Origin of the sequence: Photobacterium sp. TLY01, assembly GCF_021432065.1 — a bacterium.
In the GTDB taxonomy this organism is placed as follows: domain Bacteria; phylum Pseudomonadota; class Gammaproteobacteria; order Enterobacterales; family Vibrionaceae; genus Photobacterium; species Photobacterium halotolerans_A.
The window spans coordinates 818,974-843,151 of the sequence record NZ_CP090364.1 but is presented as its reverse complement, the minus strand read 5'-3'; the positions used below and the strand labels follow the sequence as shown (position 1 = coordinate 843,151).

General features: G+C 50.4%; 25 protein-coding genes and 1 tRNA gene. 8 read left to right on the top strand and 18 right to left on the bottom strand.

Annotated features, from left to right (window positions below; all coding sequences use genetic code 11):
* Nucleotides 1-154: 154 nt before the first annotated feature.
* The 11 genes from flgJ to LN341_RS04190 all read right to left on the bottom strand — a co-directional run bounded on the left by flgJ (nt 155) and on the right by LN341_RS04190 (nt 9,817).
* Nucleotides 155-1,156 carry a flagellar assembly peptidoglycan hydrolase FlgJ gene (flgJ, locus tag LN341_RS04240; RefSeq protein WP_234204105.1) on the bottom strand — a complete coding sequence of 334 codons (1,002 nt, stop codon included), beginning with the start codon at nt 1,154-1,156 and terminating at the stop codon, nt 155-157.
* Nucleotides 1,157-1,217: 61 nt separating this feature from the next.
* Nucleotides 1,218-2,297 (bottom strand): flagellar basal body P-ring protein FlgI, encoded by a 1,080-nt coding sequence (locus tag LN341_RS04235; RefSeq protein WP_046219639.1) that lies wholly within the window; start codon nt 2,295-2,297, stop codon nt 1,218-1,220.
* Nucleotides 2,298-2,354: 57 nt separating this feature from the next.
* Nucleotides 2,355-3,125, bottom strand: a complete 771-nt coding sequence (gene flgH, locus LN341_RS04230) for a flagellar basal body L-ring protein FlgH (RefSeq protein WP_046219540.1) — start codon at nt 3,123-3,125, stop codon at nt 2,355-2,357.
* Nucleotides 3,126-3,143: 18 nt separating this feature from the next.
* Nucleotides 3,144-3,932: a flagellar basal-body rod protein FlgG gene (flgG, locus tag LN341_RS04225; RefSeq protein ID WP_046219541.1), complete on the bottom strand. Its 789-nt coding sequence runs from the start codon at nt 3,930-3,932 to the stop codon at nt 3,144-3,146.
* An 18-nt stretch (nt 3,933-3,950) separates the two neighbouring features.
* Nucleotides 3,951-4,700 (bottom strand): flagellar basal-body rod protein FlgF, encoded by a 750-nt coding sequence (gene flgF / locus LN341_RS04220; protein ID WP_046219542.1) that lies wholly within the window; start codon nt 4,698-4,700, stop codon nt 3,951-3,953.
* 231 nt (nt 4,701-4,931) lie between these two features.
* Complete coding sequence (gene flgE, locus LN341_RS04215; RefSeq protein WP_234204104.1) at nt 4,932-6,233, bottom strand: flagellar hook protein FlgE; 1,302 nt, start codon at nt 6,231-6,233, stop codon at nt 4,932-4,934.
* Between the two features lie 93 nt (nt 6,234-6,326).
* Nucleotides 6,327-7,040, bottom strand: coding sequence for a flagellar hook assembly protein FlgD (flgD, locus tag LN341_RS04210; RefSeq protein ID WP_120510256.1), 714 nt, complete (start codon nt 7,038-7,040; stop codon nt 6,327-6,329).
* Nucleotides 7,041-7,058: 18 nt separating this feature from the next.
* Entirely contained in the window at nt 7,059-7,475 is a 417-nt protein-coding gene (gene flgC / locus LN341_RS04205) for a flagellar basal body rod protein FlgC (RefSeq protein ID WP_046219545.1), read from the bottom strand.
* Nucleotides 7,476-7,478: 3 nt separating this feature from the next.
* Complete coding sequence (flgB, locus tag LN341_RS04200) at nt 7,479-7,874, bottom strand: flagellar basal body rod protein FlgB (protein WP_046219546.1); 396 nt, start codon at nt 7,872-7,874, stop codon at nt 7,479-7,481.
* Nucleotides 7,875-8,049: 175 nt separating this feature from the next.
* Nucleotides 8,050-8,880, bottom strand: coding sequence for a protein-glutamate O-methyltransferase CheR (locus LN341_RS04195; RefSeq protein WP_234204103.1), 831 nt, complete (start codon nt 8,878-8,880; stop codon nt 8,050-8,052).
* Nucleotides 8,881-8,899: 19 nt separating this feature from the next.
* A complete protein-coding gene (locus LN341_RS04190) occupies nt 8,900-9,817 on the bottom strand; it encodes a chemotaxis protein (protein WP_046219548.1) in 918 nt (305 codons plus the stop codon).
* A gap of 138 nt (nt 9,818-9,955) precedes the next feature.
* On the opposite strand from LN341_RS04190, the gene flgA reads away from it, so the two are divergent.
* From flgA to LN341_RS04170, 4 genes are all read left to right on the top strand, one after another.
* Complete coding sequence (flgA, locus tag LN341_RS04185; RefSeq protein WP_370643694.1) at nt 9,956-10,663, top strand: flagellar basal body P-ring formation chaperone FlgA; 708 nt, start codon at nt 9,956-9,958, stop codon at nt 10,661-10,663.
* 81 nt (nt 10,664-10,744) lie between these two features.
* Complete coding sequence (flgM, locus tag LN341_RS04180) at nt 10,745-11,056, top strand: flagellar biosynthesis anti-sigma factor FlgM (protein WP_046219550.1); 312 nt, start codon at nt 10,745-10,747, stop codon at nt 11,054-11,056.
* 42 nt (nt 11,057-11,098) lie between these two features.
* Nucleotides 11,099-11,524, top strand: coding sequence for a flagella synthesis protein FlgN (locus LN341_RS04175; protein ID WP_234204101.1), 426 nt, complete (start codon nt 11,099-11,101; stop codon nt 11,522-11,524).
* Between the two features lie 270 nt (nt 11,525-11,794).
* Complete coding sequence (locus LN341_RS04170) at nt 11,795-12,436, top strand: trimeric intracellular cation channel family protein (RefSeq protein WP_046219552.1); 642 nt, start codon at nt 11,795-11,797, stop codon at nt 12,434-12,436.
* Between the two features lie 64 nt (nt 12,437-12,500).
* On the opposite strand, the gene LN341_RS04165 is transcribed toward LN341_RS04170, so the two are convergent.
* Both LN341_RS04165 and LN341_RS04160 read right to left on the bottom strand, forming a co-directional pair.
* Nucleotides 12,501-12,929, bottom strand: a complete 429-nt coding sequence (locus LN341_RS04165) for an LPP20 family lipoprotein (RefSeq protein WP_046219553.1) — start codon at nt 12,927-12,929, stop codon at nt 12,501-12,503.
* Nucleotides 12,930-12,937: 8 nt separating this feature from the next.
* On the bottom strand, nt 12,938-13,573 hold the full coding sequence (locus tag LN341_RS04160; protein WP_046219554.1) for a FlgO family outer membrane protein: 636 nt from the start codon (nt 13,571-13,573) through the stop codon (nt 12,938-12,940).
* Between the two features lie 255 nt (nt 13,574-13,828).
* On the opposite strand from LN341_RS04160, the gene LN341_RS04155 reads away from it, so the two are divergent.
* From LN341_RS04155 to LN341_RS04145, 3 genes are all read left to right on the top strand, one after another.
* A complete protein-coding gene (locus tag LN341_RS04155) occupies nt 13,829-14,971 on the top strand; it encodes a flagella assembly protein FlgT (protein ID WP_046219555.1) in 1,143 nt (380 codons plus the stop codon).
* Between the two features lie 55 nt (nt 14,972-15,026).
* Nucleotides 15,027-15,103: transfer RNA gene (locus LN341_RS04150), tRNA-Arg, on the top strand.
* 262 nt (nt 15,104-15,365) lie between these two features.
* Nucleotides 15,366-15,539 carry a hypothetical protein gene (locus LN341_RS04145; RefSeq protein WP_160296953.1) on the top strand — a complete coding sequence of 58 codons (174 nt, stop codon included), beginning with the start codon at nt 15,366-15,368 and terminating at the stop codon, nt 15,537-15,539.
* A gap of 80 nt (nt 15,540-15,619) precedes the next feature.
* On the opposite strand, the gene gltX is transcribed toward LN341_RS04145, so the two are convergent.
* Complete coding sequence (gltX, locus tag LN341_RS04140; protein ID WP_234204100.1) at nt 15,620-17,044, bottom strand: glutamate--tRNA ligase; 1,425 nt, start codon at nt 17,042-17,044, stop codon at nt 15,620-15,622.
* 251 nt (nt 17,045-17,295) lie between these two features.
* On the opposite strand from gltX, the gene LN341_RS04135 reads away from it, so the two are divergent.
* A complete protein-coding gene (locus LN341_RS04135; protein ID WP_234204099.1) occupies nt 17,296-17,934 on the top strand; it encodes a DUF2057 domain-containing protein in 639 nt (212 codons plus the stop codon).
* A 225-nt stretch (nt 17,935-18,159) separates the two neighbouring features.
* On the opposite strand, the gene LN341_RS04130 is transcribed toward LN341_RS04135, so the two are convergent.
* The 4 genes from LN341_RS04130 to zipA all read right to left on the bottom strand — a co-directional run bounded on the left by LN341_RS04130 (nt 18,160) and on the right by zipA (nt 23,815).
* On the bottom strand, nt 18,160-19,290 hold the full coding sequence (locus LN341_RS04130; protein ID WP_120510244.1) for a porin: 1,131 nt from the start codon (nt 19,288-19,290) through the stop codon (nt 18,160-18,162).
* A 576-nt stretch (nt 19,291-19,866) separates the two neighbouring features.
* On the bottom strand, nt 19,867-20,304 hold the full coding sequence (tnpA, locus tag LN341_RS04125) for an IS200/IS605 family transposase (protein ID WP_234204098.1): 438 nt from the start codon (nt 20,302-20,304) through the stop codon (nt 19,867-19,869).
* A 178-nt stretch (nt 20,305-20,482) separates the two neighbouring features.
* Nucleotides 20,483-22,495 carry an NAD-dependent DNA ligase LigA gene (ligA, locus tag LN341_RS04120; protein WP_234204097.1) on the bottom strand — a complete coding sequence of 671 codons (2,013 nt, stop codon included), beginning with the start codon at nt 22,493-22,495 and terminating at the stop codon, nt 20,483-20,485.
* 222 nt (nt 22,496-22,717) lie between these two features.
* Complete coding sequence (zipA, locus tag LN341_RS04115) at nt 22,718-23,815, bottom strand: cell division protein ZipA (RefSeq protein WP_234204096.1); 1,098 nt, start codon at nt 23,813-23,815, stop codon at nt 22,718-22,720.
* Nucleotides 23,816-24,178 lie beyond the last annotated feature (363 nt).

The window sequence follows — 24,178 nt, the reverse complement described above, 5'->3', positions numbered from 1 at the left end:
GAGCGGAAAATAAGCGCAATGACAGATGCTGTCCACTCAGACGCGCTTGTCTTGAAAGTGCCAAAATCTATCGATCATTCTCACTGAGAATACACAGCACGGCGAACAACGCTGGACAATCACTGCCGCCATCAGACAATGCCGGCAGAATCCGTTACTTCATCAGTTTTTTCACCGACTCCATCACATTGATGATTTTATCGGCGTATTTCGGATCAGTCGCGTAACCGGCCTGATGCAGATTACGGATAAAACGGCGCGGATCTTGCGGCGAGGCCAGTGCCTCTGAATAACGCGGGTTGTCATTCAGAAAACGCACATAGTCATTAAAGCTGTCTTCATAATTATTGTAAGAGCGAAATGCAGCCCGCTCCTGAACCGGAATACCGTCATGATATTCCAGCGTCTGGGTGGCCACTTTATTGCCGGCCCAGCGTGAGTCCGCTTTGATGTTGAACAGGTTATTACTGTCACCGGCGGCATTTTTAACCACTTTCTTGCCCCAGCCGGTTTCCAGCGCCGCCTGCGCAATCAGCACTGCCGGATCGGTCCCCAGCATACCTGCCGCTTTTTCAGCAAACGGACGCATGCGATGAACAAAATCCTCAGGCGAGGAAAACGGTTTTTCCTGCGACTGGCGCAATGGCGGACGGCCAGCATCAACTTCCGCTGCAGCAGAAACAGAAAGCGTCGCTGTTTTCTCCTGACCCGGCTCTGCGGGTTCTTTCTGCGCAAACACTTTAGCCAGCACATCATCGGCAGACACCTGACGTGACTGCTGAATGGCCTCGAAACCCGCGGCTTTTTCCTGTGCTGACTTTGCCTGCTCTTCCGGTGTTGCCGGTGGTTTATCGAGTACGCTCAGCTGTTCCACAATCAGATCAGCCAGCCCCAGCGAACCGCGGGCGCTCAGCTCACTGGACATTTGTTCATCGCGCATTTCTTCAAAAAATTTGGTGTTTGAGCTGCTCATCAGATCAGACTCAAAGGCTTCATTGGCCTGACGCATCGATTTAAACAGCATTTGGGTGAACAGGGCTTCAAACTGCTCTGCTGCTGCGCGCAAAGATTCCTTATCGCCCTTCCCTTTGATACCAGCACGAAGGCGGTCAAGGTTAGCAAGGTCGTTGACAAAGCCTGGGTCCGTCGGTTTCATCGTCAGTGTTCTGCCTGTAATGCGCTTACCATCGGCACCTGGATCCAGGTACCGGCCAAAATTAAATAATGATCAGCTGCCCTTCAATGGCACCCGCCTGTTTGAGTGCCTGCAAAATTGCCATCAGATCGGAAGGCGCCGCCCCCACCTGATTAACCGCGCGCACCAGCTCATCCAGCGTAATGCCCGGATTGAACGTAAACATGCGGGAATCTTCTTCCGTCACTTCAATCTGAGAGTCAGGGACCACCACAGTTTCGCCGCCGGAAAATGGATTGGGCTGGCTGACCGTAGGGTTTTCCTGGATCGAGACGGTCATGCCACCGTGGGTAATCGCTGCAGGCTTAAGCTTCACATGCTGCCCGACCACGATTGTCCCGGTACGTGAGTTGACGATAATTTTCGCCGCCCCATCGGCCGGGTCGAATTCCAGGTTCTCAATCGTCGACAAAAACGCCACGCGCTGGCTCACATCCCGCGGCGCACGTACACGCACTGAGGTGGCATCAATCGGGGCGGCCATGTCGGGGCCGAGAAACTCATTAATCGCATCGGACATCCGTTGCGCTGTGGTGAAATCCGATTCAAACAGGTTGAACGTCAGATGATCACCGCGGCTGAACGGATTCGGGACTTCCTGCTCGACAATCGCGCCGTTGGCGATGCGCCCGACCGTCGGGTTATTGCCCACCAGCTTAGAGCCGTCCAGACCTTCAGCACTGAAGCCGCCCACCACCAGGCTGCCCTGCGCCACTGCATAGACTTTACCGTCCAGACCACGCAGGAAGGTTTGGATTAGCGTGCCGCCACGCAGGCTTTTCGCCGAACCGATGGAAGAGACCGTAATATCAATATGCTGACCTTGCTTGGTGAAAGGCGGCAAAGTCGCGCTGACCGCCACTGCGGCCACGTTCTTAGTTTTGGGTTTCGTGCCAGCCGGCAACTGAATGCCGAAGTTTTGCAACATGGCATTGAAGCTCTGATCGGTAAATGGCGTAGTTTCACCAGTGCCGGGTAAACCAACCACCAGACCGTAACCCGATAACTGGTTACTCCGCACCCCGGCGACTTCAGAGACATCCTTAATTCGGGCGGCCTGCAAAGGAAAAGCCATCAACAGGGCGAGTCCTGCCCATAGCATCTGTCTGGTCACTGTCATACTCTCATCATCAGGTGGCGGTTAGAAAAAATCAATCGGTTACAAGCTTACGTTAAAGAAGCGGGCCAGCCAGCCCTGCTCCTGCACATCCTGCCTGTCGCCGGTACCGGAATACTGAATACGGGCATTGGCAATCCGGGTCGACTCTATGGTGTTTTCCTGTGTGATGTCATCCGGGCGAATCGTGCCGCTCAGCCGGATATACTCATCACCGCTGTTAAGTGTCAGCCACTTCTCGCCGCGCACCAGCAGATTCCCGTTCGCCAGGACGTCAACCACTTCGACGGAAATTGAGCCCTGAATACTGTTGCTCTGATCCGCCGAGGTACTGCCAGAAAAGGTATTGGAGTTATTCACATCGTAAGAGATGTCACGATCGCCAATCGTCAGTGGTTTACCGCCGAGTGTCAGGGGATCCATGGTTAAATCTGTCGACTTGTCGAGATCGGTACTGGCGCTTTTATTGGCTTTATTTTTCTCTGCCAGCATCACGGTCACGATATCCCCAATCCCGCGCGGGCGGGTATCGTCATACATATCCTGCGCCAGCGCCTGACTGAACAAAGAGCCGGTCGCTGTGGCGTAATGGGCCGGTTTATCCTGAGGGCGGATACTGCTCCAGGCCGGATCGCCGGCCTGCGGGTCATCACGACGTCGAACAAGGTCAATCAAATCACCGCCCGATGACTCCTGATTTCCTTCTACGGCATCGACATTGGTCGTCGCCTGTGTCAGCTCATCCTGTTGTTCCGGCATCTGAACACAGCCGGTCAGCGTCAGTATCACAGCAGTCAACAACCAGTTTTTCATCTTAGACCCCATTCTTTATTAAAGCTGCTGGTTCACGTAGCTCAGCATCTGGTCAACGGTTGAAATCACTTTGGAGTTCATTTCGTACACACGCTGGGCTTCAATCATATTGACCAGCTCTTCTGTCACGTTCACGTTGGAGGTTTCCAGCATAGACTGACGGATCTGGCCAAACCCTTCCAGACCAGGCACGCCTTCCTGCGGATCGCCACTGGCACCGGTTGGCAGGAACAGGTTCTGACCAATCGGTTCCATACCGCCCGGGTTGATAAAATCAACCGTGGTCAGCTGACCCAGTACCAGACTTTCCTGCTGGTTACGGATACGGGCAGAGACTTCACCGTCTGTCCCGACCGTAATGCTGACCGCATCTTCCGGCACCACGATTTCAGGCTGCAGCAAGTAACCGCCACCTGAGGTCACCATCTGGCCTTCCTCATTGATCGTGAACTGACCATTTCGGGTGTAGCCGATGTTGCCGTCCGGCAGCAGGATCTGAAAGAAGCCATCGCCTTCAATCATCAAGTCCATGGCGTTGTTGGTGGTCTGGGTATTCCCCTGAGTGAACACTTTTTGTGTTGCCACCACCTTTGAACCTGCCCCCAGCATCAGACCGGATGGCAAAGTCGTATCCTGGGTAGACTGACCACCAGGCTGGTTAATGTTCTGATAAAACAGATCCTCAAACACCGCGCGGCTCTTTTTGAACCCGATGGTCGAGGCGTTCGCCAGGTTATTCGAAATGGTCGAGATGTTTGTTTGCTGAGCGTCAAGACCGGTTTTACTGACCCATAATGCTGGATGCATGTGTTATTCCTTTCCTCATTAGCCCAAACGCAGCAGAGAAGAAGACGCCTGGTCCATTTCCTCTGCGGTTTTCATTAACTTAACTTGCATTTCAAAATGACGCTGAAGATCGATCATGCTGGTCATTTCGCCCACGGCATTTACATTGCTGCCTTCCAGCGCGCCGCTCAGCAGCGTGACCTCCGCATCGGCATCAAAAATCTGCGCCGGCACTTTGGATTTGAACAGACCATCAACGTCTTTAAACACTTCACTGTTGTCCGGCTTGACCATTTTGATGCGATCAACCACTTCCATCGCGTCGGCAGGCGCACCCTGCGGACGGACCGACACAGTGCCGTCTTTACCAATTGCAATTTTACTGATTGGCAGCGGAATAAAAATCGGCCCGCCATTTTCACCAACCATCAGGCTTCCGTTGCTGTTTTGCAGCAAGCCTGTCTGATCGATTTTCAAGTGACCGGCACGGGTATAGGCTTCCTGGCCACTGGCATCCAAGACCGCCAGCCAGCCGTTCCCTTCAATGGCAACATCCAGATCACGGCCGGTGGTCATCACAGCCCCCTGGGCAAAGTCCTGCCCCGGTCTTTCTGTCATGGAGAACACGCGGGACGGCATGCCTTCGCCAAACGCCTGCATACTCCGCGCCTGCTCTAAATCAGCGCGAAAGCCAGTCGTCCGAACGTTAGCCAGGTTGTTGGCATGAAGCTGCAAGCCATACATATCTTGTTTAGCGCCGCTCATGGCCAGGTACAGTGCACGATCCATTTCGAGTCTCCCAATCAGTACTGCTGCAATAGAAGCAATATACGTACCAATTTGGTAAATAACTGAAAAACAGTATTGAGGTCACGAAAGATCAGGTAATTAGTGAGAGATGCTTTCCATAACAACGACAGGAATTCAGTGGAGTGCCAAAGAAATGGCGTACAAGCAATGTGCTCAGGACAAAGATTGCCGCCTGCGAAGGCGCAGGCGGCAATGTCAGACGAGATGAGATTAACGAATTTGCAGTATGGTCTGCTGGAGACTATTGTCCACTTCCAGTGCACGGGAGTTGGCCTGGAAATTACGCTGCGCGGTGATCAAATCCACCAGCTCCTGAGTCATATCAATGTTTGACTGCTCCAGCGTACCGCTTTTAACTGAACCAAAAGCGCCAAAGGTCGCTTCACCCCAGACAGCTGCGCCAGATTCCTGGCTAACCGCCCACTGCGTCCCGCCTTTGGAAAGCAAGCCCTGCTCGTTCGGGACACGCACCATGCCGACACGGCCCAGGGTAATGTTTTCCCCGTTGCTGTAAGTGGCAACAATCGAGCCTTTAGCATCGACGTCCACTTTGGCCAGATAACCTGTGGTGGCACCATTTTCACTGAATTTACGCACTTCAAACGGCGCCGCAAACTGAGTGGGGGCATCAAAATTAAAGTTCAGCGTCTGTGAACCGTCCGCACCGTTCATGCTCAGACCTGCCGCGGCAAACTGCTCAGAAATCATCGGATTGCCGCCATTGACCTGCGCCACAGTGCCGTCGAAATTAAAATCGATCAGTGCGCCGGTATGTCCGGCCACATTGGTCGCTGCGCCGCCGTCAATATCCAGTGGTTTCTCACCATCAGCATCCGTGACGGTATAGAAAGTCGCCCAGCGGTTTGGCTGCGTATTGTCCTTCACATAATAGCTGGTCATTTTGTAGGGCTGACCTAAGGAGTCATACATAGTGACCGAAGTGGATTTGTTATAAGTATCCGGGTCTTCAAAGTTAAACTGGTTGATATCTCTCGGATCGCCGTTGGCTGGCAGGTTCACGCCAATTTCGACCTGGCTGGTGGCTTTCGGCTGACCAAACTGATCCGGCACTTTCAGTGCCTGTGGTTCATAAGAGACAACCTGATCCGTTTCCTGATCCACACCATAACCCAATAAGAACTGATCTTCTGAGTTCACGATATAGTTATCTTTGTCGAGGTGGAAAGCGCCGTTACGGGTCAGACTGTTATTATTGGGCTCCAGACGCTGGTCCGCGACGGCAAAAAAGCCGGTCCCGGAAATACGCAGATCCATCGGATTGTTGGTATAAATACTGGAACCTTCATGAAACTGCTGAGCCACCACAGAATTCTGAACACCGCCACCTGTGGTGGTTTTGGTATTGGAAAAAATGGAGCTTGAATACACATCACCAAATTCGGCCCGCGACTCTTTAAAGCCGTAGGTGTTGGCGTTGGCAATGTTGTTACTTGTGGTGTTCAGATCTTTCTGGGCGGCGCCCAGTCCACTCAGTGCGACATTAAAGCCCATAGGTGACTCTCCTGAATTCTGTGTACAGCGTACTTATTGTTCACCAGCCGCAGCGTCGTATCTGCCGCTGGTGATTTGTAAATGCATCCGGCGTTATGCTTTGCCGACTTCCAGCACTTCAGCCAGCTTGATCGGGGATTCAAATCCCGCCAGATTCAGCATGACGTTGCCGTCACCATTGCCCAGCAGCACGCTGTTCACATTGGCGTAAGTCGACACGTCAAACTCTGAGTTCTTGCCGTCAGCCAGTCCGCTGACTTTCAGCTGATACTTGCCGGCTGGCAACATATTGCCGCGGTCATCTTTGCCGTCCCACGCCACACGATGGTCACCGGCAGGCTTGGAGCCTAAATCAAAACTGCGGACCAACTCACCAGCTGCATTCTCAACCCGGACGATCAGGTTATTGAGCGATTGCGGCAGCTTCACCATGCCCGCGACACCGCCTTCGGCAGTTTTCGAGCCGGTTGAGTTCGGCACCAGCACATCACGGCCAACCAGAGATGAAGCCTGCAGCGCCTGGTTGGATGTCATGGCTGCGTTCAGACCGCCAAACTGTTCGTTCATCTTGCTGATGCCGTCGACTGTGGCAAACGACGCCATCTGCGCAATCATCTGGTCGTTGCCCACAGGCTTAAACGGATCCTGCTGCGACATCTGCTTGGTCAGCAGTGACAGAAAATCTTCCTGCTTAAGCTCTTGTTGTCCAGTTACTTTCTGCTCAGACTGCAGTTTTTTCTCCTGCATGCTCTTAAGCTGGTCAATATAGGACAAAGGGCTTTGACCTGTGCCTTTAATACCGGTCATGTCAGTTACTCCCTACCCTTATTTGCCCATCTGCAGTGTTCGCATCAGCATTTGCTTGCTGGCATCTGCGACCTGAACATTGCTTTGATAGGAACGTGAAGCCGAGATCATGTTTGCCATCTCTTCCATCACGTTAACGTTCGGTTTATAGATATAGCCTTCGGCATTGGCCAAAGGGTGTGCCGGATTATATTCCGCCGTCAAAGGCTTCTGGCTTTCGACAATGGCTTTCACCCGTACAGGAACGCTTTCTTCACGCTGATAGCTGGCACTTTGCAGTGCCGCCTCAAACACGGGGTGACGCGCTTTATAAGTTTGCGCTGCAGAGCTGCTGACGGTGTTGGCATTAGCCAGGTTACTGGCCGTCGTATTCAGCCGTACGGATTCCGCACTCATTGCCGATCCGGTGACATTAAAAACGTTAAACAAACTCATTGATTATTCCCCTTTTAATGCCTTGCTCAAATTACTGAATTTAGAGCCCAGAAAATCCAGCGATGCCTGATACTCCAGCGCGTTCTGCATGAACAGGTTTTGCTCCAGCTGAGCATCGACCGTATTGCCATCACCGGTGTCTGGCTGATTTGGCACACGGTACTTCTGTTCACCCATGACTTTGGTGGAGGCAGCAATATGCCGCTCATTGGTCCGGCTGAGGCCAACTTTTGCCTCTGACGTTGCCGCATTCAGCGCGCGCTGAAAGTCCATATCTTTTGCTTTATAACCCGGTGTATTGGCGTTAGCGATGTTACTGGCAAGGGTTTCCGCCCTTTTACCCCTCACACCCACTGTGTACTGGTGCACACCTAATGCTTTATCAAAAGAAATGGCCATCGTCTGCCTCCTGAATCACTTACTGATTTACCTGCAAAGGGCGTGCCAATATTTGAGACAGTCGGAACAAGAATGGAACAAGAGTGGCTGGTCTGTGTCGGTGGAGGGGATAAAGCAAAAAAGGGTCCAATGCGGACCCTTCTGATTCTGACAACGCAATTGAAATCCGGCTGAATCACTTCAGCTTATAGATAATGCCCGGGTTGCAACGGATCATTTCAAACCTGTCGGTCAGTCCGGTCAGAGACTCGGATGCCCCCAGCAGCAGGTAGCCGCCCGGGTTCAGACTGGCCGCCATTTGATTAAGTACTTTCGCTTTCATCTCTGGCGCAAAATAAATCAACACATTTCGACAGAAAATCACATCAAACTTGCCGAGTAAGGCATAGCTGTCTTTCAGGTTCTGCGGGCGGAAATTCACCATCTGCTTGACCTTACTGCCAATACGCATCCGCCCGTCACCTATCGGTTCAAAAAACGCTTGCCGGCGCTCAGGCGACAGACCCCGCCCCAGGGCCAGGCTGTCGTACACACCAGTGCGGCACATATCCAGCATGGTTTGGGAAATATCTGTCGCTGTCACCTGAATTCCCAGCGGTAACATGCCGGGCCGACGCTGCTGAGTTTCCAGCACAGTCATGGCAATGGAATAAGGCTCCTGGCCGGAAGAGCTTGCGGAAGACCAGATCCGTATCGGCCGTTTATTTGCGGCCAGTTCCGGCAGGATCTTCTCTGCCAGGACAGTAAACGGATAGGTATCCCGGAACCAAAGGGTTTCATTCGTTGTCATGGCATCAACAGCCGCGACCCGTAATTCACGGTTACGGCCACTGATCACGATCTGCAATAATTCAGAGAGCGACGCCAGACCAAAGCGGTTGACCAAAGGACTCAGGCGACTCCGCACCAGATACTGCTTGCTGTCGCCAAGAATGATACCGCATTGACCTTCTAAGAAATGGCAAAAATCTCGATATTCCTGGTCTTTAATTGTTATGGCTGTCATCTACTACTCTAACTTTAATTTATTCAGGCATCGCCGCTTTCACTGCTGCACCAAGTTCATCAGGGTTAAACTTGGGAATAAACGCATTCGCACCGACTCTGTCGACCATGGCCTGATTAAATACCCCACTCAACGAGGTGTGCAGGATAACATGTAAATCTTTCAGTTTGGCATCATTTCTGATGGCCGCTGTCAGGGTATAACCGTCCATTTCAGGCATTTCGATATCAGAAATCACCAAATCCAGCTGATTATAGATACTATCTTCTGTCGCCATCTCACGGAGTTTCGTGAGCGCTTCCTTGCCATCTTTCACCAGAATACACTCGCAACCGATTGATTCAATGGCTCGTTGTACCTGCTTCCGCGCCACACTGGAGTCATCAGCCACCAGCACACGGCGGGTGACAGGATTGTCACGAATCATCTCATCCCGCAATGTCTGTGACACTTCAGTATGCCTTGGCGAAATTTCATCCAGGATTTTTTCCACATCCAGAATTTCAACCAGTTCACCGTCAATTTCCGTCACTGCGGTCAGATAGTTGCCCGTGCCTGCGCCTTTCGGTGGCGGGAGAATATCTTCCCAGTTCATATTAATGATTCGCTCAACAGCAGACACCAAAAAACCCTGCACAGAGCGATTAAACTCGGAGATGATCACAAAACAATTTTCTGTGTTTTCAATCGGACGTCCACCGGTTGCCAGGCTCATGTCAATCACAGAAATGGTCTGACCACGAATATGTGCGATACCTTTCACCAGCGGATGAAGATTCGGCATGGCTGTGAGCTTGGGGCACTGCAACACCTCTTTCACCTTGAAGACATTAATACCGTAGCGCTGGCGGCGGTTCAGCTTGAAGGTGAGCAACTCGAGGCGGTTTTGTCCCACAAGCTGAGTACGCTGATTCACAGAATCCAAAATCCCCGACATATAACGTGACTCCAAAGTTGTCGAAATGAATTGTTGTAAAAATAGACAATTTTGAAGGATCAACGGGTAATCCGAGTCAAAATCCCCTATCATGGAGCAATTGTAGCCCCAGAAAGCGACATAAAAAGAGCGAAAAGCGTGACAGGAAGAACACAATTTACACTCTGTTTCATCTTTATCGGCATACTGTGCGGTTTCTTAAGCATGAATGCAATTGCTGCTAGCGATAATATGCTCAGTAATGTGCGCGAGGCAGCAGCGGATCACATCAGAAGTCTGGTCACCAAGCCTGAGCGCGGGGAACTGGCCATTACAGCCTCTGAACTGGATAATCGGTTGCGCATTGGTGATTGCCAGGATGCGCTCGATACTTCTGTGCCGGGTAAGCAATCTCTGACCGGCAATGTGACCGTTCTTGTCAGTTGTCCTGCCGCAAACTGGCAGGTTTATGTACCTGTCCAGGTTTCTCTTTTGCTGCCCCGAGTCGTTGCGGCAAGGCCATTGGCCCGCGGCGCCGTGATTGCAGAGTCAGACCTGCAGGTACGCCAGGTGGAAAGCCGTTACCAGAGAGGCATCGTATTCGAATACCCGGAGCAAATTATTGGCTCGACCGTCAAACGAAATATCAACATGGGCGAAGCTGTGCTGGGTAATGATATCTGCCTGGTTTGCCGCAATGATTCCGTGTTGATCCGAGCAGGTCAGAGTGGCCTGAACATCGTGACGAAAGGGACAGCACTGTCTGATGGCTCCCTAGGCGAAGACATCCGTGTACAAAACAACAAGTCACGCCGCATTATCAATGCGACCATTACCGCAGTCGGTGAAGTCACAGTGAAGTACTGAGCGAAAAAAATGCTAAAGTTAGTCAGAGCCTTGCCGATAGCAGGGCATCAACGATGAATATCTGTTAAAGGCAACACGATTATGGCAAGTATTGATTCCCTGCGCAGTGGTCAGCTGTTAAGCAACCTGCGCAACAGTAGCAGTACGAACAACACGCAAGGCAGGACCGAGGCCAGAGAAGAGTCTGGTCACACGCCTCGGGATGCAGTCTCACTGAGCTCACAGGCACGTGCTGTCGGGCAAATCCATCAGCAACTGGCTTCGGAACCGAGCTTTGATCGCAACAAGGTCGAGTCGATAAAAAATGCCATCAGCAATGGTTCCTACCAGGTGGATGCGGATCGACTGGCCAGTAATATGCTGCGATTTGAGGACGAATTACGCGGGCTCTGATATGATTCATAGCTCGCAGATTCAGCGCCGGAGTGCAGAAACATGTCGCCAACCATAGAACAATTACTTGCCCAGCAACATGCCACGCTTGAGGCTCTGTTACGCCTGTTAGAACAGGAAAGGGCGTCAATTGTGAACCGTGAGGCGGGCGACATCACCCGGCATGCCAGCGACAAAAAATCACTGGTCGATAAAATTCAGCTTCAGGATCAGCAAATCGCCCGTCATTCACAAAGCGCTCAGTTAAAAGAGAACCCTGAGCTTAGCCGTCAGGTTGAAGCGATTCAGGCGCTGCTTGACGAATGTCGAAGTCAGAACGAGATTAATGGCGCCGCTTTGCAGCGCGCGCAGCTCAGTTTCCACAAACTCAACAACCTGTTTCAGCAGAGCCTGGGCCACCACCAGACATACAACAAAGAAGGGGTTGCACAAAACCTGCGTTCTTTAGGCACCAATCTGAAAGCCTGATCTTTTTATGACCCGTCATTTATTTGACACAAAGTTCTCGTCTTCCCGTCACTCTGAAAAGCGTTATCCATCAAAGCCACACAACAGAATCAGTTCAAGCTGAGCATCCCCTCTTCGCTCTGAATCGCTTTGCGAGACGCCTCCTGACACTCAGGTGTCAGAATTACGTCAGCTAATGAAAACACTCAAAAATTTCATTGGATATTGACTTGAATCACATTTACCATTGCGCCCAGTATCTCATCCCTATTCATTAAGAGTCTGATTTTCATGCTGTTAACCATTTTATACATTGTCGGAATCACTGCTGAAGCAATGACAGGCGCTCTCGCTGCCGGCAAACGCCACATGGATTGGTTTGGTGTGATGCTGGTTGCCAGCGCGACAGCCATCGGCGGCGGAACCGTTCGGGATATACTGTTAGGCCACTATCCGCTGAACTGGATTGCTAACCCGCAATATCTGCTAATCACATGTCTGGCAGGTTTAGCGACCACCTGGATTGCCCCGCTGGTGGTGCGCTTTCACAAAGTCTTCGTGATTTTAGATGCCCTGGGTCTGATCGTGTTCAGCATCTTAGGCTGCCGGGTGGCCATGAACATGGGACAGCCGGTGATCATCTGTCTGGTTGCTGCCGTGGTCACAGGCGTTTTTGGCGGTTTGTTGCGGGATCTGATTTGCCGCCGGACGCCATTGGTGCTTCACAAAGAGCTTTACGCGTCGGTCGCATTTATTGCTGCCGGGCTCTACATGGCTCAGCTTCACTTTGGCATTTCGGAGAATATCGCAATCGGGGTCACGCTGGTCACAGGATTTCTGCTGCGCCTTGCCGCTATTCGTTTCAGCTGGCAGCTGCCAGTTTTTCGTATTGATGAGCCGGCAGACAAGCCGAAAGAAGAAGCAAAGAGTTAGCAGATAAAGACAAGGCGGCAAGCAGACTGGCATCAGGTTGCCGCCTTGTCTGACATGAATCGGGTTAGAACATCACTTCCTGATTCGCAGGCACGTGATAGACTTCGCCCTGCTGCTTCATTCGCTCCATTTTATTTAAATCGAGCTGCATCTCAGTCACATAGCTGTCGCCGACCGGATAACTGCGGATCACTTCTGCACCGCGAATCACACCATCCACTGCACCATCGGTTTCTTCAGAATCCAGTTGCTGATCAGTCAGCCCAGTCCTGGCGCTAATCCGCATGCCGTAGACCTGTTCAGTTAACTCACGGTAAGCATCCACTTTCGAAGCCCGCATCGCACGAATGCGTTTTTCTTCAAGGGTTTGTCCGCGTTGTTCGCTGATGGAAGCATAGCCAACCGCAGTAACCAGATTAATATCGCGAAATTCTGTTAACGGCTGGCAACCAGACAGGGTAATCAGCAAAACAGCCATCCACCAAAACCGCATAGTGACTCCTAAGGTTTTAAAATGATTGAATTATTTTCAAACTTTGTTGCTTCAGAACGAATCAGGACACCATTTTCCAGACGCATTTTATTGAGGGTATCCAAATCGCGTCCAATCCGATCTTCCGGCAGGAACCCCTGAGCGCTGGCAATCACAACGCGGGAACGCATACCAATCACACGCGCATTGATCAACACCCCGCCCCCCTGCCGCAGCATGGTCCCGGTCAGTACATAGTCCACCGGTTGTTCGGCAGCCAGTTCTTTCCAGTTACGGCTCAGAGAAAAATCCCCTTCTGCGGTCACACGGATGGCACCGGTGGCCTTATAATCCACCACAGTGTATCCCAATTGCTGCATGTGATACATGAAACCTTCAGACACGGCATTTCCCAGCCAGTTTGTTTCATTCATTTGCTGCATATCAACAAATGAGGTCACGGCCAGCGGCGTTTTCGCTGTCAGGTACTGATTCGAGTCGACCAGCTGCTTGGTCAGACCTTCAATAAAAAAGTCCATGGTATGACGAGGCGTTTCCGCCAGCAAAAAATTACTGCCCGTATAGCTCTCTTTACCGTTATAAATTGGTGAGTATGCACATGATGCTGTCAGCAGTGACAACAGCAAGATGGTCCATTTTTTCATTCTACCCTGCTCCGGAAGAAACGAGACAATGGCTTTTTATCGTCCGTTATCTCGAAAACTTTACGACTTTTCATTGCCTCGCTCCCAAATTGAAATTTTGGGAACACTCTTTGCATGCATCCACTAGCGACTCAGGATGTTGACACCGCAAAAAGCTGATAGGCTAATCAGCATGAACCCATGGTGATTCAACCTGAACGACATGTAAGACTTAGCAATTATCGTACCGAAACCGCCCCCGAGATTGGAAAACCTATGAAAAAGATGCTCAGGAAAGCCCTTCTGGGTCTGGGAATGTTCACTGCTTTACCACTGCAGGCTGCCTGGTTTGAGGTAACCGGTCAGGCTATTTTGCTGGAAAGCAAAACATCGGCCCGGACCAATGCCATTGAAGACGCTGTCTACCGTGCCATGTACTATTCAGGGGCTGACTTTTCCAGTTTTTCACAAATGAAGCCTTACTTTCAGGAAGACAGGCAGGATTATCAGTTTAACGGCACCGAAGTTCGCCACGTGCAGATCAGCAAGGCGTTTGTCAAAGACGGCAATTATTATGTCACTGCCAGGGTTGATATTTACCCCTCGGCAAAAAGTTGCCACAACGTCCAGTACAAGAAAGGGCTGCTAATCAGTGATTTCACCCTCAGTGTGCCTCAACAGGCTGCACTGGGTGGCATTTACCAGATCGGCAAAGATTTTACCCAGTTACTCAAGCGGCAAATCGGTAAACAATCGCAGAGTTTTGTTGTGACAGGCACCAGCGAGATCCCTCTTCAGCCCGGCAACCCCGACGCGATGATGATGCTGGCCGAAGATTATGATGCACAATATATTATCAGCGGCCAGGTGACGGATCTGACCTCCACGCTGGATCAAAGCCTGCTCTCTGATGACAAAATTAACCGGCAGTTTTCCGTTGACACCATGGTGATCAACGGCAAAACAGGGGAAATCCTGTCCCAGCGAAAATACCGGGAAGTAGCAGAATGGCCGTTTTCCCGCATCAGTCAGGTTGATACCCAAAGCGCCCGCTTCTGGGTCTCGCCTTATGGTGCTGCACTGCAACGACTGAGCCGAAACATCATGCTGGACATGGAATCGTCTCTGGCCTGCCGGGCCAGCTTACCTGAAGTTGTGAATGCGCATGGCAATCAAGTGCAGATTAATGTCGGCAGAGTCCATGGCGTCAAACAGGGAGATGAGTTAAAACTTTGGCATACCGCAGGCTTCATTGACCAGTATGGTATTTCCCGCAACCGAATGGTTGAAACCCCAATGACACTGGTGATTGACCGCGTTTATGAGACGTCCGCGGAAGGTAGTGTGCAACAAAGTGAACTGGCGGCCAGCATCCAACCTGGCGATTTACTGACCAAGCAACCGTCCCGCAGATACTAATGACTTAATAATCCATCACTTTTGGGTATAATGGCCTTTCTGCATATTCAGAAAGGCTCCCTTAGCTCAGCAGGATAGAGCGTCCCCCTCCTAAGGGGAAGGCCGCAGGTTCGACTCCTGCAGGGAGCGCCATTTCCAGGTTCGACACTTCTCTGTCTCAAACTTGTCTCACCGGTGAGATAACCCACACCTTTACCCTGTGCAGGCTGAAATTATTCACCGTTCAGCCAGTCTATTTACATGACATGATTCTGTGTCTTTTTAATAATTGAAAAATATGATCTTGTTCTAGTCTAATAGTGATAAAGGCCAAGCAATGGTAGAAAACCAGAGAATCAATCCATAACATTCTCTTTTTACCTGTTGCTTTGTGCCGTCACAAAAGGAGAGAGCTATGAAAAAGTTCGCAATGTTCGTAACCGCAGCACTGATGGCGTTAAGCTTTAATGCGATGGCTTATACATTGTCCGGAACACCAACACAAATCCCACAAGATGCCATGCAATATTGTGCTGGCGCACAAAACTTCTGGGTTTGCGTGGATACATTTGAAAGACAAAACAAATAGCACTCCACCCAAAGAAAAAGCGGAGGCACAGACCTCCGCTTTTCATTTTGAGCGTTTTTCAGAACTCATGAACCTGACGGTTACGCATTCGCTTCGCGCTGTGCGATGAAGTCCAGCGCCATTTGAATGCGTGAAACAACACGCTCTTTACCGACCAGATTCATCACGGCATCCACTGATGGTGATTGTCCCTGACCCGTGACCGCGACACGTAGTGGCATACCAACTTTGCCCATTCCCAGATCCAGCTCCTCACAGGTTTGCTGAATCAGCTGGTGCAATGCTTCTGTATTCCAGCTCTCCAATGCAGCTGCTTTGGCTTTTGCCAGCGCCAGGGCTTCTTTCGCCACAGGGCGCAAGTGCTTTTTCGCCGCGGCTTCATCAAATTCGGAAAAGTCCTGATAGAAATAACGAGACTGGGCAGCAAGCTCAACCAAGGTATCGCAACGCTCTGCCAGGAGCTGAATCACCTCAGTCACAGCCGGACCGTTGCTGGTGTCAATGCCCTGGTGGTCCAGATGCCATTGCAGATGTTTCGCCACATACTCAGGTGCGCTGGTTTTGATGTAGTGATTATTCAGCCAGCGCAGTTTGTCTGTGTTGAATGCAGATGCAGACTTGCTGATATCGTCCAGACTGAAAAACTCAATCATTTCTTGCTGAGAGAAAATTTCCTGATCGCCGTGCGACCATCCCAACCGAACCAGATAGTTCAGCAGTGCTTCCGGCAGGTAACCGTCATCACGATATTGCATCACACTTACTGCACCATGACGCTTAGACAGTTTGGCACCGTCATCACCCAGAATCATTGCACAATGGGCAAACTCAGGGACTGGTGCGCCCAAGGCTTTGTAGATGTTGATCTGACGAGGCGTATTATTGATATGGTCTTCGCCACGCACCACATGCGTGATTTCCATATCCCAGTCATCGACCACAACACAGAAGTTATAGGTCGGGCTGCCGTCTGTACGGCGGATAATCAGATCATCCAGTTCACTGTTGCTGATTTCAATACGACCACGAATGTGATCATCAAACACAACACTGCCTTCTTTCGGATTACGGAAACGGATCACAAACGGGGAGTCTTCAGTTGCTGCTGCATTAGCGGCAATAATCCGAGGATGATTGGCATCGTAACGGGGCTTCAGGCCAGCAGCCATCTGCTCTTCACGAATCTCGTCCAGCAGCTCTTTTGAGCAATAACACTTATACGCTTTATCTTCAGCCAACAGTTGGTCAACCAGCTGATTATAACGGTCAAAACGCTTGGTTTGATAGTACGGACCTTCATCCCAGTTCAGGCCCAGCCACTCCATACCTTCCATGATCGCATCAATCGCTTCCTGGGTGGAACGTTCAATATCGGTATCTTCAATACGAAGTACAAATTCGCCACCGGTGTGTTTAGCGTATAACCAGGAATACAGTGCCGTACGGGCACCACCGACATGGAGGAAGCCTGTTGGACTTGGAGCAAAACGAGTTTTAACCGTCATGAAAAGACCTTCAATCAAAATGATTCAAACGATAAGTGAGCAATAGCGGCATTCTACCACTGACACGCCAATCCTCAACCTGCTATTCCGGTAAGAGATGAAAACCTGATGCAATCGAGCGCGGCGAGAGTGACCCGCTTCAGATTATACAAGTTTGCCAATTTTACTGCTTTACCCCAGTAGCAGCCTCAGTAAACTGTATTTTTATCAACCTGACTCAAAATACCCTTAGCGCTTGAGGAATGTCCCCAATGAAATTGAAAAAGTTACTCCTGTCGTCTGCGCTGTTGGCTTTAGCTTCCCCGTCAATGGCGCAGGTAAATTTAGAACTGCCGAAAGGTGTCCATCTTCTGGTGGTCAATGGCCAGGATGCTGGTTATTCCTCACTTGGCTTTAATCATCAACCGGTTCTGGAATTGCCTGACGGACAAAATCAGGTTGTTTTTCGCATTGGAAAAATTGTCATGGAATCGGGCAGTCTGAAGACAAAATACGACTCAGTCCCGATTGTTGCGCTTTTTGAAGCCAGGGATACAACACTGACACTGGATGTCCCACGCATTGATACTCTGGCACAAGGCCAGCAGTATGATAAATCACCCAGCTTCGACTTGCTCGACAATGGCAAGCCTATTGATGTGAAGTCGGATACCCTGTCTGTTGGTTTTGATATTTCACCGAACTATGTCACATTGACCAAAGAGTACAACCAAACCCAGAGTGTCGCTTCGTTAAGCAATGTGCCGCAATCGCAACCGGTAACAACCAATACAGCGCAAATGCCAAGCCACCCCGATGCCGATAACATGCTCAAATACTGGTTCGAGCAAGCCAGCCCGGAGAGCAGAAAAGCCTTCCTGAGCTGGGCAATCAGCAACATGGATAAATAAGCCTGATTAGCTGAAACTGAGAAAACAATCACCACCGCCATTGGCGGTGGTTTTGTATCAGCCATAAAAAAAGCACCTTTAAAGGTGCTTTTGAAATCCCAGTCCAACGCTGACATTGCTTGCCTTAACACGGCTTAGCTTCATCATGATTGCTCAATCAGGCTAAGTAAAAGGACCGGCCATCAAGGCCGGCCAAAATGAAATAAGGCAGTAGCAGTTGAGCAATTAGAAGTAGTATTCTACTCCCCATCCCCAACCGAACTCAGCGTCTGAGTCGTTTTTCGAGATCATGTATGGACGAACATACGTCAGGGCAGAATCATCCAGGAAGTACAGTGCCTGAGCAGATACGATGTAGTCTTCACTACCGGTAACTTCATTTCCGTTCACGTCTGCAGCCAGGTTAGCGGCATAGTTCGCCTTAAATTGCCAGTTTGCTACACCACTGTAAACCGCGCCAATCGAATAGCTGTCCTGATCCATATCGTTACCAGCTACATTGACAGAAGTACCGTCAACAGAGATTGTACCGTCGGTGTAATCGGCTGCTTCAGATTTGAATGCACCATACAGACCAAAGTCACCCAGGTTCAATTCGAAACCAACAAGATATGCATCTGTGTCAGATTTCAGCGATCCTTCAATATCTGTAAAGGTAGCTGGGTTACCAGGTTGCTGTGCAAGGAAAGTATTGTAGAAATCGCTCAGAGCACTGACGTTACGATCTTGACCCAGCTCATAGCCTGCGTGCAGTGTGATCATACCCGTTGAGTAATGTGCACCGATACCGTAGAAATTAGAGTCTTTATCAGACTCGGTACCACGACCAGCAGCCAGGTTGAAAGTGAAGCCGCTGTAGTTACCCGAGTCATAACGCACCATGTTTGATTGACGATCGTATCGAGCACCACCTAGTACATCACCGCCCCAGTCAAAGATAGCGCCGGCACGCTGGCCAGAGTAAGGCCAGTCAATCATTTCATACAGAGGCGTCAGCATACGACCCAGACGCACTTTGCCGCCGTCATCAAAGCTCACACCCACGAAAGTATCACGCACACCCAGACCGGAATTGCCGCCGGCATCGCCAACGTTACCGCCTTCCAGCTGCCAGATCAGGTTTGGACCGCGAGCCAGATCTTTAGAGCCGCGCAGACCGAAACGGGATTCATTTTCTACATTCAGAGGTGCGTCGCCACCACCGATTTTATCTTCGCCGAATTGCCAGACAGAGACAGCAACCTGACCGTAAAGATCAACAGAATCTGTTGCTGGTGCTGCTTGTGCTGATGCAGCCATAGTTGCAGCTGCTGCAACCGCAATTCCTAATACCGAACGCTTGAACACATTTTCCATGGAAAAACTCCTAAAAAACTAGCTGTATACCTGCGTCAAAATGGTTGGCCGCCGTTGACGTCAGGTGATTCTCCCCAATATGTCAGTCAAACTTATCGTGAGTTTGCATTTCCATATTTTTGTTTGGTTGAGAACTTTATAAGTTCACAGCTAAGACTACTTTCGCAGCGCAAAACATCAATCAGAAGTTAATTTGTCGTTAAAAAAATATGATTCAGCGCAAATTTATCCGATAACAGTGATCCTAGTCATGAAACTGTAATAACAGTAATAAAATCAAAAATAAACACTTATAAAACAAATGGTTATGAAAACAACCATCTCATTAATGAGAGCTTGGTAGTAGTTTTTTGCATGTTTCAACAAGTGTTTCATATAAATGTAAGATCTTACTTCTTATGCCATTTTTATTTCATTTCCATTATTTCATCTTGAAATGGCTATTAAAACGCCTTTCAACCGATCATAAAAAACATGATTCGAAAAAAGTCATTCACCCGATCAATAAGTAAAAATCCGCCTTCTTAGAAGGCGGCTTTGATTTACAGCCCCCTGGAAGGGGGCATTCCTGCGCGGTTAGTTCATCTTCAACTCTAACTGTGCCTCATATTCTTGATCTTTCTTGTCTTGGTGCCTTACGTACCGTCTGATGATTTCTTCATTTACACCGACAGTGTCAACGAAGTACCCTCTCGCCCAAAAATGATTTCCCCATAATTTCTTTCTAATATGTGGGAATTTATTGAACAGTCGGATTGCTGAACGCCCTTTCAATACCCCCATTAATGTCGATATCGAAACTTTCGGTGGCAGTATCGCAACCAGATGAACATGATCTGGCTGAACATTTAGCTCCAAGACTTCACAATCTTTCATATTGCACAAAATGTAGATTGAGCGGTAAATCTCCTTGCCAACATTGCCTTTCAAGATCTTAAATCTGTACTTCGGCGTCCACACTATGTGGTATTTACATCGCCAATATACATGTGATGAACTTCTGTAGTCGCCCATGTTTTTAGTTTCCTCTTACTTGTGGTGAATAAGAGGTTTACTTCTAACATGGGCACTACTTCGGGCAATAGCCCCAAGGAACAATCACCACCGCCCAAGGCGGTGGTTTAGGGCTGACAATAAAAAGCCTGTCTTTGTCAGACAGGCTTTCATCTATTTTCACAACTTAAATAAACAATCAGGATTCGAGTCTGGCAAGCAGTTCCGCTTCATCCCAGATTTCAATGCCCAACTCTTGTGCCTTGGTCAGCTTGGAACCCGCAGCTTCCCCTGCCACCAGCAAATCCGTTTTCTTGGAAACGCTGCCAGTGACCTTGGCGCCCAACGCTTCTAATGCTTCCTTGGCACCGGTACGGCTCAGCTGAGAAAGCGTGCCTGTCAGTACGACCACCTTACCGGCAAGAGGCAATTGCGCATCATCAGCCGGCTTTTCTATATCCGGCCAGTGGACCCCTTGGTTTAACAAGTCAAAGATCACGGCCCGGTTATGTTCTTCCTGGAAAAAATTATGTGTGTGGGCGGCAACAACTGTCCCGACATCGGGAACTTCAACCAGTTGTTCCGGCGTGGCAGCCATGACGGCTTCCAGCGTTAAGAAATGTCTGGCCAGATTCGCAGCGGTCGCCTCACCCACTTCCCGTATCCCTAAAGAGTACAGGAACCTGGGCAAAGTGGTCTGCTTGGCGCTCTGGAATGCATCGACCAGTTTCTGGGCTGACTTCGGCCCCATGCGCTCAAGGCCGGTCAGTATTCCGGCAGACAGCTTAAATAAATCGGCCGGTGTTTCGACCATTTCTTTGTCGACCAGTTGCTCAATGACCTTAGTCCCACAACCATCCACATCCAGCGCCTTGCGTGACACAAAATGCTTTAAAGCTTCTTTACGTTGCGCCTGGCAAATCAGACCGCCAGAGCAGCGTGTCACCGCCTCCCCTTCAACGCGCTCAAGGGCCGACTGGCAGACTGGACACGTCTCCGGGAACACAATCGCCTGAGCATCCTCAGGACGACGGGAAAGGACGACGGAGACAACTTGCGGAATCACATCGCCAGCACGGCGAATCACCACAGTATCGCCAATCATGACACCCAGACGGGCAATTTCATCAGCATTGTGCAGCGTGGCGTTACTCACTGTGACGCCACCGACCATCACTGGCTGCAGTTTCGCCACAGGCGTAATTGCCCCGGTTCGGCCAACCTGGAATTCAACATGATTCAGCAGGGTCAGCTCTTCCTGAGCCGGGAACTTGTATGCGATGGCCCATCTTGGCGCCCTGGCAACAAAACCCAGCTGCTGCTGCTGACCAATCCCATCAACCTTAATGACAACCCCGTCTATCTCGTAACTCAGCGTCTGACGTTTTTCTCCGATCCCCTGATAAAAGCCAATCACGTCACTGAGGCTTTGCAGCAACCGAGTTTCCGGGCACATGGGCAGTCCCCACTCTTTCAGCTGGCATAAGCGCTCATACTGGCTGCCAGCCAGCTCCGCCCCCTCAACAACACCGACTGAGTAAGCATAAAAGCTCAAAGGCCGGGTGGCTGTGATACGCGGATCGAGCTGACGCAGGCTGCCAGCGGCTGCATTGCGCGGATTGGCGAACACTTTCTCACCTTTTTGGGCCGCCCTGGCATTGAGATCTTCAAAACCCTGTTTGGGCATGAAGACTTCACCACGCACCTCGAGGCGCGCAGGCCAGTCGCTGCCGCGTAATTTTAAAGGAATCGCGCGAATTGTTTTGACATTGGCCGTAATATTCTCGCCCATGGTGCCATCGCCACGCGTGGCGGCCTGAACCAGTACGCCGTTTTCATACATCAGACTGACAGCCAGGCCATCAAGCTTAGGTTCACAGCAATAAGACACTGTCGCCGTCGCCGCCAGACGTTCCCGGACCCGGCGATCGAAGCTCTGTAATTCTTCATCGGAAAACGCATTATCCAACGACAGCATGGGCAATTCATGTTGGACTTGGGTAAAAGCTGCCAAGGGTTCACCGCCCACACGCTGGCTTGGCGAGTCTGCCGTGATCAACTCAGGATGCGCAGCTTCCAACGTCAGCAATTCTTGCATCAAACGATCATACTCAGCGTCCGGCACTTCTGGGTTATCCAGTACATAATACCGGTAGCCGTGATAAGCAAGCTGTTCGCGCAGAGAGGTCAGCCTGGCTTGGATGTCTGTCATGTTTCTTTTCCTAGATCAATTTTTATCGCTATCATTCTTTTCGCAATCACTGGCGGGCGCTTCAACGGCATTGTCTGTAATGGCACTACCTGCGATGGCACGCTCAACGGAAATACAGCCTCATTTGATTTTCTAGGCCATCTCGCCGTTTCCTGAACACGAAAACATAGGGCCCCTACCGGGGCCCTCGTATTGATACATTCTGGGCAAGACGCACCCCAGTTACAGATATTTTTTCGCTTTTTCCCGGTATTCTTTCAAGCGTTGCGGCGTGATCAGGTTACGCTCGTGATCTAAAATATCCGCACCCATATCATCGGCAATGCGCTGAACGGTTTGCAGCATCAGGTTGAAATTTTCATCCGCGCGGCCATGACAAGGCAGCATCAAATAGAAAGCAATGCCAGGTGTCGCAAATTCATCCAACTGATCTTGCGGGAAGTACCCCGGGCTGACCATATTGGCAACAGTAAAGATCACTGGCTCAGTACCCGCCAGATCAACATGTCGGTGATAAACAGAGTTTTCGCCATAAATCAGATGATGCCGCTCCATACACTGAAACAGCTTCACCCCCATGAGCATTTCACCGCGGCGGGCATGTACATTCAGAACCAGGAAATCAGGCTCAGGCGGCTTTTCTGCAACCTGCTCCGTTTGCATTGCGGCTGTTTCAGCTTCTGTCTGCGGTGAAATCGCTTCACCTTGGGTTGCTGCCAGTGACGTGTGTTCTGCGGTGGCGTCTGAGTCGGATATCTCGCTCTGCGCTGTCAATGCGGGCTCTGAAGCCTGAACTTGCGCAGGCTCATCAGTCGTTTCCTGTACAGATTGCCAGACGGATGCAGGTTCTGGCTCCTGTGCCAAGGTTTGAGTCTGCGCCTGAACCGACTCAGGCACAGTTTCCGGAACGGATTCCTGAACAGTCTCTACCGGCTGTGCAGTTGACGCGGCCCGATGAGATTCCGGTTCATTCGCCAGAGCAGATACGGCCGGTTTGGGTTCTTGCTCAACCGCCGCGGTGGAAGCACTAAACAGAGGATCAATCTCCAGTTCGTCACCAAAATGCAGCGCTGGCTCTTTTCGCTCTGTTCGCGTTGTCACACCTTCAGGAACCGGGCTACCGGCAACCACCCTGACAGAGCCAATGCCGTCCTGATCAAAGCCGTCATTATCTCTTTCTTTACTCTCAGCCAGTCGACCAAGCGGCTTCTCACCGAACTTGGCGGGTTTATCCTTCCGGCTTGACCATAACCCGTGCAACAGAAGCGCTGAGATAGCCAGCACTCCGACAATAATTAGAACCAGACGCAATTCCTGCATTATGAATACTCTGAATAACTTGTTTACCTGACAAAGACGGCCTGAAGCAGTGAATCCATTCAGTCTGAATACGATTGCTGTTCAGACGCAGACCAACTTAGCGAGTCACACCTGAGATTTTTGTTGAACGAAACAGCCTATCTCATGAAGGTATTGTCCTTAATGTATCAAAACTCAAATCCGAAAGAGAAGTTCAATATGGTGATTGATGTCATATAGTGCATTTGAGCACAATTTTCCGCCAAACTGCTGGCAAATTTGACTTAAGAGGCTATGTCTCCCGATTGATTCATCGTGGCAGTACCCGTTACTATGCCTGCATCATAGCCTGACGCCTTAGATGACAATGCAACAGGACATCCA

What these genes read in the sequence shown, in the direction of transcription:
- LN341_RS04160 (WP_046219554.1), bottom strand. Translation starts at nt 13,573, where the DNA reads ATGAAAAAATGGACCATCTTGCTGTTGTCACTGCTGACAGCATCATGT.
- tnpA (WP_234204098.1), bottom strand. Translation starts at nt 20,304, where the DNA reads ATGGGCGACTACAGAAGTTCATCACATGTATATTGGCGATGTAAATAC.
- flgH (WP_046219540.1), bottom strand. Translation starts at nt 3,125, where the DNA reads ATGAAAAACTGGTTGTTGACTGCTGTGATACTGACGCTGACCGGCTGT.
- flgF (WP_046219542.1), bottom strand. Translation starts at nt 4,700, where the DNA reads ATGGATCGTGCACTGTACCTGGCCATGAGCGGCGCTAAACAAGATATG.
- ligA (WP_234204097.1), bottom strand. Translation starts at nt 22,495, where the DNA reads ATGACAGACATCCAAGCCAGGCTGACCTCTCTGCGCGAACAGCTTGCT.
- LN341_RS04165 (WP_046219553.1), bottom strand. Translation starts at nt 12,929, where the DNA reads ATGCGGTTTTGGTGGATGGCTGTTTTGCTGATTACCCTGTCTGGTTGC.
- LN341_RS04145 (WP_160296953.1), top strand. Translation starts at nt 15,366, where the DNA reads ATGAAAAAGTTCGCAATGTTCGTAACCGCAGCACTGATGGCGTTAAGC.
- gltX (WP_234204100.1), bottom strand. Translation starts at nt 17,044, where the DNA reads ATGACGGTTAAAACTCGTTTTGCTCCAAGTCCAACAGGCTTCCTCCAT.
- flgE (WP_234204104.1), bottom strand. Translation starts at nt 6,233, where the DNA reads ATGGGCTTTAATGTCGCACTGAGTGGACTGGGCGCCGCCCAGAAAGAT.
- LN341_RS04175 (WP_234204101.1), top strand. Translation starts at nt 11,099, where the DNA reads ATGTCGCCAACCATAGAACAATTACTTGCCCAGCAACATGCCACGCTT.
- flgD (WP_120510256.1), bottom strand. Translation starts at nt 7,040, where the DNA reads ATGACCGGTATTAAAGGCACAGGTCAAAGCCCTTTGTCCTATATTGAC.
- zipA (WP_234204096.1), bottom strand. Translation starts at nt 23,815, where the DNA reads ATGCAGGAATTGCGTCTGGTTCTAATTATTGTCGGAGTGCTGGCTATC.
- LN341_RS04195 (WP_234204103.1), bottom strand. Translation starts at nt 8,880, where the DNA reads ATGACAGCCATAACAATTAAAGACCAGGAATATCGAGATTTTTGCCAT.
- LN341_RS04190 (WP_046219548.1), bottom strand. Translation starts at nt 9,817, where the DNA reads ATGTCGGGGATTTTGGATTCTGTGAATCAGCGTACTCAGCTTGTGGGA.
- LN341_RS04135 (WP_234204099.1), top strand. Translation starts at nt 17,296, where the DNA reads ATGAAATTGAAAAAGTTACTCCTGTCGTCTGCGCTGTTGGCTTTAGCT.
- LN341_RS04130 (WP_120510244.1), bottom strand. Translation starts at nt 19,290, where the DNA reads ATGGAAAATGTGTTCAAGCGTTCGGTATTAGGAATTGCGGTTGCAGCA.
- flgM (WP_046219550.1), top strand. Translation starts at nt 10,745, where the DNA reads ATGGCAAGTATTGATTCCCTGCGCAGTGGTCAGCTGTTAAGCAACCTG.
- flgC (WP_046219545.1), bottom strand. Translation starts at nt 7,475, where the DNA reads ATGAGTTTGTTTAACGTTTTTAATGTCACCGGATCGGCAATGAGTGCG.
- flgG (WP_046219541.1), bottom strand. Translation starts at nt 3,932, where the DNA reads ATGCATCCAGCATTATGGGTCAGTAAAACCGGTCTTGACGCTCAGCAA.
- flgB (WP_046219546.1), bottom strand. Translation starts at nt 7,874, where the DNA reads ATGGCCATTTCTTTTGATAAAGCATTAGGTGTGCACCAGTACACAGTG.
- flgJ (WP_234204105.1), bottom strand. Translation starts at nt 1,156, where the DNA reads ATGAAACCGACGGACCCAGGCTTTGTCAACGACCTTGCTAACCTTGAC.
- LN341_RS04155 (WP_046219555.1), top strand. Translation starts at nt 13,829, where the DNA reads ATGAAAAAGATGCTCAGGAAAGCCCTTCTGGGTCTGGGAATGTTCACT.
- LN341_RS04235 (WP_046219639.1), bottom strand. Translation starts at nt 2,297, where the DNA reads ATGCTATGGGCAGGACTCGCCCTGTTGATGGCTTTTCCTTTGCAGGCC.
- LN341_RS04170 (WP_046219552.1), top strand. Translation starts at nt 11,795, where the DNA reads ATGCTGTTAACCATTTTATACATTGTCGGAATCACTGCTGAAGCAATG.